The sequence below is a fragment of the Saccharopolyspora sp. 7B genome (assembly GCF_020177435.1).
GTDB lineage: Bacteria > Actinomycetota > Actinomycetes > Mycobacteriales > Pseudonocardiaceae > Saccharopolyspora_C > Saccharopolyspora_C gregorii.
In genome coordinates this window covers 72,322-78,646 of the sequence record NZ_JAIUKC010000030.1, presented here as the reverse complement: position 1 = coordinate 78,646, position 6,325 = coordinate 72,322, and the positions used below count along the sequence as shown (strand labels likewise).

The window sequence follows — 6,325 nt, the reverse complement described above, 5'->3', positions numbered from 1 at the left end:
TGGCGGGGCCGCCGCGGTGTGGCGGGCCCTGTCTTGCCGCCGCCGCCCCCCCGCCCCCCCCCCCCCCCCCGGGCCCCCCCCCCCCCCCCCCCCCCCCCCCCGACCGCGCTGTCCCGCCCGGACGTCGATGCGGCATGATCGTCCCGGGAGGGGATCCTGATGAGCGAGAGCCGCGTCGTGCAGGCCGCCGAAGGCACGTACCTGGTCCGCGGGAGCAGCAGCAACTGGGTGATCCTCGTCGAGGACGACTCGGTGACGCTGATCGACGGCGGCTACCCGGACGACGCCGACGCGGTGGAGGCCTCCGTCCGCGAGGTCGGCCACCGGATGCGGGACGTGGAGGCGGTGCTCGTCACCCACGCGCACGTCGACCACATCGGATCGCTGCCGCACCTGGCCCGCAAGTACGGCTTCCCCGTCTACCTGGACCGGGTCGAGGTCGCGCACGCGAAGCGCGAATACCTGCAGCAGGTGTCGCCGAAGCAGATCCTGGCGAACGCGTGGCGGCCCGGCGTGCTGCCGTGGGCGGCGCACGTGGTGCGGGCCGGGGCCTTGAAGCCGTGCGCCGTCCCGTCCGCCGAACCGTTCCCGCGGGAGGGCGCGCTGGACCTGCCGGGGCGGCCGGTGCCGGTGCCGACGCACGGCCACACCTCCGGGCACAGCGCGTTCCACCTGCCGCAGCGCGGGGTGGTGATCAGCGGCGACACCGTGATCACCGGGCATCCCACGTCGCGGGTCGAGGGGCCGCAGCTGCTGCTGCCGATGTTCCACCACGACGGCGCCCGCGCCGTGCAGTCGCTGGACGCGCTGGAAGGGCTGGGCGCGGACGTCCTGCTGCCCGGCCACGGCCCGATGCGCACCGGATCGTTGAACAGGGCGCTCGGCGAGGCCCGCGAGAACGCCGCCCGCACCCTCCGCTGACCGGCCGAGTCCGCACCCCCGGCTGCGTGCGCGGCGCGGTCGGCGGACCGGGCGCGGAAGCCGCGGTGGATCAGCTGACGTAGCGGAGGACGGGCAGCATCGCGTAGTCGCCGTGCTCGGCGGGAGACCCGGCCGCGCAGGCCGCGAGCCGGGCGCGCAGGTCGGCTTCGTCCAGCTCGGTGCCGATGAGCACCAGCGCGGTGCGCGGCGCTTCCCCCGCGGGCCACTGCGTCCGGTGGAAGCGCACGTAGTTGCCCACCGTCTGGAGCAGGTACGGCTGCCGGTACCCCGGGATTCCGAAGTGGACGGTCCCCTTCATCCGGTACAGCCCGGCGGGGCGCGAGTCCAGGAACGCCATCAGGGCCCCCGGATCCACCGGATCGTCGAACTCCACGGCCACGCTCCGGTAGGCGGCGTGCGCGTGCTCGGCGCAGTCGTGCTCGGCGAGCAGGTCGGTGAACGACAGCTGCCGCGGCCCGGTGTCGGCGGGCCGTTCCGGCCGGTCGAACAGGAACGCCGGATCGACCTGGCCGCGTTCGGCCTCCAGCAGCGGGATTCCCGGCGCCTCGGCGGTGATCCGCTCGCGCAGCGCGGCGAGCTCGCCCGCGCCGACCCGGTCGACCTTGTTCAGCACCACCGCGTCGGCGAACCGCAGGTGGGTGGCGAACTCGGGGTGGCGCCGGACGGTGCCGTCGAACTCGGCGGCGTCGACCACCTCGACGAGCCCGCCGTAGCCGGTGCGCGGATTCTCGCCCGCCAGCAGCATCCGGATCAGCTCGCGCGGATCGGCCAGCCCGCTGCATTCCACGACGATCACGTCGATGCCCGCTCCCGGCTCGGCCAGCCGCTCCAGCATCGCGTCCAGCCCACTCGCGTCGACCGCGCAGCACAGGCAGCCGTTGCTGAGCGAGACCATCGAATCGACCTGCCCGGCGACGTTCATCGCGTCGATGCCGATGCTGCCGAAGTCGTTGACCACGACCCCGATCCGGGTGCCGCCCGCGGTCGCCAGCAGGTGGTTGAGCAGGGTCGTCTTGCCCGAGCCCAGGTAGCCCGCGACCAGCACCACCGGGATCCGCCCGCCCGCCACCGGCATCGACCTCCTCCGCGTCCGTCCGCCGCGAACCTACCGGCCCCGCGCGGCCCGGCCGCGGACGGTGCCGTTGTCAGCATGTGAGAACGGGCCTTGGGCGGTGGCGGTCGGTCGCGCAGCATTCGGTTCGCCGGGTCGAGTGACCTGGGACACGAACACGGAGGTCTGCACATGAGCGACCAGGCAACGACGCCGCGGAACGCACTGGTGACCGGCGCCGGGCAGGGGATCGGCAAGAGCATCGCGCTGCGGCTCGCCGCCGACGGGCTGGACGTCGCGATCAACGACATCCCGGCGAACGGCGAGGCCGCGCGGGCGGTGGCGGCGGAGGTCGAGTCCCTGGGCCGCCGTGCGACGGTCGCCCTCGCCGACGTGTCCGACGCGCAGGCCGTGGACGGCATGGTGGCGCAGGTCGCCGCCGACCTCGGCTCCCTCGACGTGATGGTCGCCAACGCGGGGATCGCGCACGTCAAACCGCTGCTGGAGGTCACCCCGGAGGAGTTCGACCACCTGATGTCGATCAACCTGCGCGGGGTGCACCTGTGCTACGGCGCCGCCGCCCGGCGCATGATCGAGCAGGGCGGCGGCGGGAAGATCATCGGTGCGTGTTCGATCGTCGGCTACCGCCCGTTCCCGCTGCTCGGACCGTATTCGGCGTCGAAGTGGGCGGTGCGCGGGCTCACCCAGGCGGCGGCGATGGAGTGGGCGCAGTACGGCATCACCGTGAACGCCTACTGCCCGGGCATCGTGGGCACCGCCATGTGGGACCACATCGACGAGAAGCTCGCCGAGAACGAGGGGCTGCGCAAGGGCGCGGCGATCGAGAAGTACTCCGAACTGATCCACCTCGGCCGGGTGTCGGTGCCGGAGGACGTGGCGAAGTTCGTGTCGTACCTGGCATCCCCGGACTCGGACTACATGACCGGGCAGTCGGTGATGATCGACGGCGGCGTGCAGTTCTCCTGACGCGGGGGACTCCGGCGGGTTCCCGGTGGGCCCGCCGGAGCCCCGCGGCCCTGGCGATGCCGCGGCGCCGCGCCAGCCGGTCGATCCACCACGCGTAGACCACGGTCAGCGCGGTCGTCGGCAGCACGTCCCAGGCGGCGAAGTCCCCGGACTGCTCCAGGCTCGGCACGCCCTGCGTGCAGGCGACCAGCATCCCGAACGCGTTGTTCACCGCGTGCAGCGCGATCGCCGCCTCCAGGCCGCCGGTGCGCACGGTCAGCCAGCTCATCGCCAGCGCGAACACGAACATGTCGGCCAGCACCAGCGGGTCGTCGTACCCGTGCAGCGCGACGAACAGCACCGAGGTGAGCACGGCACCGGGCCACGGGGTGCGCCACCAGGAGGCGAAGGACTGCAGCAGGAACCCGCGGCACAGGTACTCCTCGGCGGCGGCCTGCAACGGCACCACCGCCAGCGTGATCAGCGCCAGCAGCGCGTACCGGGCGAACCCCGGCCACTGCGCCGCGAGCCACGGCTCACCCCGGGTCAGGCCGAACGCCGTGACCAGTGCGAAACCGCCCAGCGCCCAGCCGGTGCAGTGCGCCAGCCACCGCAGGCGCAGTCGCCCCTCCACACTGGACAGAGTTCCGGCGGGTCGGCGGTGCGCCCACCTCGCGGTGAGCAGCACCGCGGGCAGCAGCGCCGCGACGACCAGGAATCCCGCGGTGTACTCCCACACCGGGTCGGCGAAGGTGCCGTCGTGCTGCTCCACACCGGCCAGGGCGGCCAGCCCGAAGACGACGCCGGTCACCAGCCCCATGCACACCAGCGCGAGCAGGCCCAGGAGCGGGAAGCCGAGCAGGGTGCGCCACCAGCGGTGCCGCGAGCCGCGCTGCGGCAGGTGGTACGGGATCCCGCCGCCGGGGCGGGGAGTCCTGGTGTCCTGGGTGGTCGGGACCATGCGGATCCTCTCCTGGGGAAGTCTCGTCGGCTGTTGCTCGGAACCTCGGCGCTCGCCGCGCCGCGGGATCGGTGGCGCCGCGGCCCGGCGGCGGTGCGAGCCGCTCCGGTGATCGCCCGTCCTCGGCTTCGCCACCGAGCGGGGCACCGGCACGGGAACCGGCTCGAAGCTATGCGCCGCTCCCGCACCCGATCGTCGGCCGACCGGATGCTCGTGCCGGTCGATCGGACACGAAGTCGTGGCCATCCGGTGCTTCCGGCCGCCGGGCGTCGGGCACGATGATCGGGTGGTGTCATCGGGGAAGAGGGTGCCGTCGCCGCGCGAGCTGGCGGCACGGGTCGCCGCGGAACCGCGGCTCGTGCGGGAAGCGGTGCGGGCGGCGCCGCGCCGCGTGCGGCTGGCGGAGTCGGTGTGCTTCGTGCTGCTGGTCGCCGCCGGGCTGGCGATCCAGCTGAACATGCCGCCGGAACTGGTGCCGGCGCCGCGACCGTCGGTGCCGGTAGCCGTGCTCTCCGCGCTGTGGGCGGCGGTGCTCGTCCCGGCGCGGCGCCGCTGGCCCGTCGCGGTGCTGCCCGCGCTGGTGTTCGGCGAGGCGGTGCTCAGCATGCTGCTGTTGCCGGTGCTGGCGTTCTCCGCGGGCAGGCGGACCCGCAGCCCGGCCCTGCTGTGGACGGCGGTGCTGGGCACGGTGCTGCTGGGGACGGCCTACGACGCGCTGCTGCGCCCGGCCGTCCCGATGAGCGGCGCGGACTTCGCGCTCACCCTGGTCGGCTCCGCGGTGCTGCTGGGGGTGCCCGCCGTCGCCGGGCAGCTGCTCGGCACCCGGCAACCGCTCGTGCGGCTGCTGCGGGAGCGCAACGACTACCTGGAGAGCGTCCGCCACCTCACCGCCGAGCAGGCCCGCAGCGCCGAACGCGCCGACATCGCGGGCGAGATGCACGACATGCTCGGCCACCGGTTGTCGTTGTTGTCGCTGCACGCCGGTGCGCTGGAGCTGTCGGCGGCGAAGAAGGCGCCCGAGGTCAGCGAGCAGGCCGAGTTCGTGCGCGCCACCGCGGGGGAGGCGCTCACCGAGCTGCGCGGCATCCTCGGCGTGCTGCGTTCCGGTGCCGTCGACGCGGGCCGCGACGACAGCAGCGGCCGCCGGGCCGACGTGGAACGGCTCGTGGCCGAGTCGCGCACCGCCGGGATGGCGGTGCAGCTGCACTGGCACGGCCCCGACCTGGACGAGGTGGATCCTCGCGTGCGGCACGCGGTGCACCGCATCGTCCGGGAGGCGCTCACCAACGCGCACAAGCACGCGCCGGGCGCCGCGGTGGTCGTCGAGGTGTCGGCCGCGGATCCCGTGTCGGTGCGGGTGCACAACGCGCCGGTGGCCGCTCCGGATTCGCCGGCGCGCGGGCTGCGCAGCGGTCTCGCCGGACTGGAGGAACGCGCCCGGATGCTCGGCGGCACGTTCACCGGCGGCCCGGGCGCGGACGGCGGCTTCGCGGTGCGCGCGGAGCTGCCCGCGCACCCGCCCGCGGCGCCGCCACCGGAAGCGCCGGTGCGGGAACGGCCGCCGGTGCGGGAAGCGGAAGTGCTCACCAAGCCGCGGATGTTCGGCGCCGGGGTGCTGCTGTTCGTGCTGGCGGTGCCGATGCTGCTGCTGGTGTGCGTGCTGGTGTTCGCGCTGATGTTCAGCTCTGGCGGCGTGCCGCTACCGTAGGCGCATGATCAGAGTGCTCATCGCCGACGACGAGACGTTGATGCGCGCGGGGATCCGGCTGATCCTGGACAACGCCGACGACGTCGAGGTGGTCGCGGAGGTCTCCGACGGGCCCGCCGCAGTCGCCGCCTGCCGAGGGCAGGAGGTGGACGTGGCGCTGCTGGACGTGCAGATGCCCGGCGGCGACGGCATCACCGCGGTCGCCGGGATCGCGCGGGAATCGCCGCGCACCCGCAGCGTCGTGCTCACCGCGTTCGGCGACGACCGCAACGTGGCGCGGGCGCTGCGGTCGGGGGCGAGCGGGTTCCTGCTCAAGGACACCGGCCCGGCCCAGTTGATCCACGCGGTGCGCGAGGTCGCGGCGGGGGAGCCGATCCTCGCGCCGCAGATCACCCGCGGCCTCATCGAACGGCACCTGCTCACCCCGGACGCGGGCGAACCGGCGCGGCGGCGGCTCGCCGAGCTCACCGAGACCGAGCTGGAAGTGCTGCGCGAGGTCGGGGCAGGCCTGTCCAACGCGGAGATCGCGACGCGGCGGCACATGGCGGTGGGCACGGTGAAAGCGCACCTGAGCAGGCTGCTCACCAAGCTGGACTGCACCAACCGCGTCCAGGCCGCGATCGTCGCGCACGAGGCGGGGATCCTGGACGGGCGTTGACCGCGAGGTCCGCGTCGAACCGGTACCCGGCCCAGAACC

5 protein-coding genes and 1 pseudogene are annotated in these 6,325 nt (G+C 74.1%); 4 read left to right on the top strand and 2 right to left on the bottom strand.

Going from position 1 to position 6,325, the window contains the following annotated elements; translation table 11 throughout:
* Window positions 1-159: 159 nt before the first annotated feature.
* Window positions 160-921 (top strand): MBL fold metallo-hydrolase, encoded by a 762-nt coding sequence (locus LCD33_RS06405; protein WP_224955539.1) that lies wholly within the window; start codon window positions 160-162, stop codon window positions 919-921.
* 70 nt (window positions 922-991) lie between these two features.
* Here LCD33_RS06405 and LCD33_RS06400 read toward each other — a convergent pair whose 3' ends face one another.
* Window positions 992-2,011, bottom strand: coding sequence for a GTP-binding protein (locus LCD33_RS06400; RefSeq protein ID WP_374108110.1), 1,020 nt, complete (start codon window positions 2,009-2,011; stop codon window positions 992-994).
* Between the two features lie 174 nt (window positions 2,012-2,185).
* Here LCD33_RS06400 and LCD33_RS06395 point away from each other — a divergent pair, with 174 nt between their 5' ends.
* Window positions 2,186-2,980 (top strand): acetoin reductase, encoded by a 795-nt coding sequence (locus LCD33_RS06395; protein ID WP_224977616.1) that lies wholly within the window; start codon window positions 2,186-2,188, stop codon window positions 2,978-2,980.
* A 208-nt stretch (window positions 2,981-3,188) separates the two neighbouring features.
* On the opposite strand, the pseudogene LCD33_RS06390 reads toward LCD33_RS06395, so the two are convergent.
* Window positions 3,189-3,779: pseudogene (locus tag LCD33_RS06390) on the bottom strand (lysostaphin resistance A-like protein); the annotation flags it as partial.
* 430 nt (window positions 3,780-4,209) lie between these two features.
* Here LCD33_RS06390 and LCD33_RS06385 point away from each other — a divergent pair.
* Window positions 4,210-5,628 carry a histidine kinase gene (locus LCD33_RS06385; protein ID WP_224955542.1) on the top strand — a complete coding sequence of 473 codons (1,419 nt, stop codon included), beginning with the start codon at window positions 4,210-4,212 and terminating at the stop codon, window positions 5,626-5,628.
* 4 nt (window positions 5,629-5,632) lie between these two features.
* Entirely contained in the window at window positions 5,633-6,286 is a 654-nt protein-coding gene (locus LCD33_RS06380) for a response regulator transcription factor (RefSeq protein WP_224955543.1), read from the top strand.
* The last annotated feature ends 39 nt before the right edge of the window (window positions 6,287-6,325 follow it).

What these genes read in the sequence shown, in the direction of transcription:
- LCD33_RS06380 (WP_224955543.1), top strand. Translation starts at nt 5,633, where the DNA reads ATGATCAGAGTGCTCATCGCCGACGACGAGACGTTGATGCGCGCGGGG.
- LCD33_RS06405 (WP_224955539.1), top strand. Translation starts at nt 160, where the DNA reads ATGAGCGAGAGCCGCGTCGTGCAGGCCGCCGAAGGCACGTACCTGGTC.
- LCD33_RS06395 (WP_224977616.1), top strand. Translation starts at nt 2,186, where the DNA reads ATGAGCGACCAGGCAACGACGCCGCGGAACGCACTGGTGACCGGCGCC.